Raw genomic sequence first — 2,578 nt, 5'->3', positions numbered from 1 at the left:
CTTGTATTACCCACAGGGGCAGTTCTTCAGCTCGCCGCATTGGGGTTTCCCCCAGAGCGGGCGCATCCTGGCAGGCGGAAACAAAGCTATGCCACTCAAGCTCCGACTCGAAGCAGGTGATAAAGAGCTCGCAAACGGCATCAGCGCGGGCATGGGCAAGTCGCTGACGTTTCTGCTGCCGAAGGGCGTCTATGCGCGCTTCACGGTGCTGGCGGGCCTGCATCCCGAACTCGGCGCGAAAGGTCGCGTCGAGTTCACCATCACTGGTGATGGCAAACCACTGGCCAGCATCACTCTCAACGGCTCCGATCCCGCCAAGCTCTTGGAATGCGATGTCACGAACGTGTCGCAGCTTGCGCTCACATTGACCTCACGCGGCCTTGACACCAAAAGCAACTACGCCATCTGGGCCGAGCCGACGCTGATGAAAAAGTGAGGTTCACTTCAACAAGCTGTCCAACCACGCATACGCAGCCTTGCGCTCAGCCTCAGGAAAGTCATGTGGAGCGTCCGGCGTCACGAGTGTGAGATTCTTCTCCGCTTTGAGGAGCGCAAACACCTCCCCGGCTTTCGCATAGGCCTTCCGCACGCCGCCGATGTCGAAGTTGCTGTCTTTCAGCGGTGAGTTGGAAAACACGCCGCGTGGGGCGATGGCGGCAATGAGTTCGTAGAAGTCGAAGGGGATCTTGTCGGCGCTGTTTTCATACACATCGCGGATGCGTGGCATGTAGCGATCACTGGTCCAGCCGGCGACTTTGCCGCCATAGTAGTCGTGGAAGGGCGTGAAGCCGCAGCTCGTCACCACCGCCTTTAGACGATCATCAAACACGGCGGTGAAGAGCGAGTTATGCCCGCCGAGCGAGTGGCCGATGACACCGATGCGGTCTTTGTTCACCTGCGGCAGGGTTTCGAGGAAGTCCACGGCTCGCAAGTTGTTCCAGATCGCCTTCATCGAGCCGCTGAGACGATGCGCGCCCTGCTTTTTGAAATCATACGGATACTCGCCAAACGATGGATAATCCGGCACAAGGCACACATAGCCGCGCTCGGCGAGTTCATGCGCATAATGCAGCGAAGGCAGCCCGCCAAGGCCTGCAGGCTCGTCTTTGCCGATCTTCGTCGTCTGATGCAGGCACAGCATCGCGGGCGCTTTGCCACCGGCGGGCAGTTCATTCGGGATGAGCAGCCAGGCAGGCACGCGGTCGCCGACTTCGGGCGTGAAGCGCACCTTGCGGCGCAGATACTTCGCCGTTTTCTCCTCGGAGACGATTTCGACATCCAGCGCAGCCCAGCGTGAGGTGTCATGCATCGGACCCATGACCTGCTGCATGTTCGCTTTGATGTGCGCCACGCGTTGCGCCCAATCTTCAGCCGTTTTGACCGGACGATCGGCTCCTGAGGCATCGCGCACGACGAGGAGGTTTGAATGATCAGGATACGCAATGGCGGCTGGCAAGGGCTCTGTTTGTGCCGCCGAGGCTAGGAACGGCTTCGGCATCACCTCATGCACCGCACCCATGATCCGCTCCTCCACATCCGGCGCGAACTTCGTCGGGCGGTCATAATAAACCATCGCACCCGCACCCTCATAGCCGCCTTCCTCCAAAACACGACGCGATGGCACATAACAGGGCACATCGTTCGCGTAGCCATTCACCCACATGCGGGAGCGATCAAACTCGCGCTTGATGCGCAGCGAGTAATCCACGGTGATCTCGCCAGGCAGGAAGACCATCGCCATGTCGTTCCCAAAACTCCAGCGCTGCACGAGGTAGGGCAGTTCGGTCGGAAGTTTCTCGCCACGGTCGATTCGAGCGAGATTCTTCTTCGCATGATAAGCCGTCGCAGGCGTCTTTGAGGCGGCGAGCACCTCCCATTCCGCGCGCGTCGGCAGTTTATCATAGGCGAGCTGAATCTGCTTCGCCTGACAATCCAGCGCGCCGCTCACGGTCTTCAAATCGCCCTGCGCGAGCCGTTTCGCCTCCGCACCGAGGTCTTCGCCGTATTTTTTGACGAGTTCCATCGTGCGTCGCGGATTCGGATTCTGATCCGCGCCGCAACCGAGTGCGGTGAGCGCGATGGCGCCGGGAAACTCGCGTTGCAGGGCTTCCTGCGCCACACCGGCCCAATCACCGTGGATTTCATCAATGCCAATCGTCGTGCAATGACAGGCGTAACTCGTAAAAATCGCCCGCACCTTGCCATCTGCGCCCGTAGCACGCAAAACGGGCAGATCGTGATCAATCGGCTTCACAGGAAACGCACGTCGATTCGCCGCGAAACCGACCTTGCCGACGCCCCAGGCCAGCGTGGCCGGTTTGCGGTCCGCCAGAGCCGCCAGCGCCACTTTTTCGATGTTGTCGGCCAGTTCACGTGTGTAGCGCTCGATGGCAGGCAGATGCTCCGCCGGGATGTCCATGCCAAAGATGTTCGGCAGGATACCGATGAGCATCGGTGCGCAGTGCGTGTGACTGGAGCAGATGGCAAAGCGCTCATCGATCACCTTGCTCTTCGTCGCGAGCCGTCGCAGCACCTCCTCACGCATGGAGGCGGGAACGCCGCAGTTATCGACCGTCAC

At 60.1% G+C, this 2,578-nt stretch carries 2 protein-coding genes; one reads left to right on the top strand and one right to left on the bottom strand.

What is annotated here, in order from left to right:
- A partial coding sequence (locus tag ACKVY0_RS26655) for an NPCBM/NEW2 domain-containing protein (protein ID WP_409217914.1) occupies positions 1-436 on the top strand: 436 nt, incomplete at its 5' end.
- A 3-nt stretch (positions 437-439) separates the two neighbouring features.
- Here the strand turns inward: ACKVY0_RS26655 and ACKVY0_RS26650 are convergent.
- A partial coding sequence (locus ACKVY0_RS26650; protein WP_409217913.1) for an alpha/beta fold hydrolase occupies positions 440-2,578 on the bottom strand: 2,139 nt, incomplete at its 5' end.

The organism is Prosthecobacter sp., from assembly GCF_046154365.1.
Taxonomy (GTDB): Bacteria; Verrucomicrobiota; Verrucomicrobiia; order Verrucomicrobiales; family Verrucomicrobiaceae; genus Prosthecobacter.
This window is presented reverse-complemented; position numbering and strand designations above follow the sequence as displayed.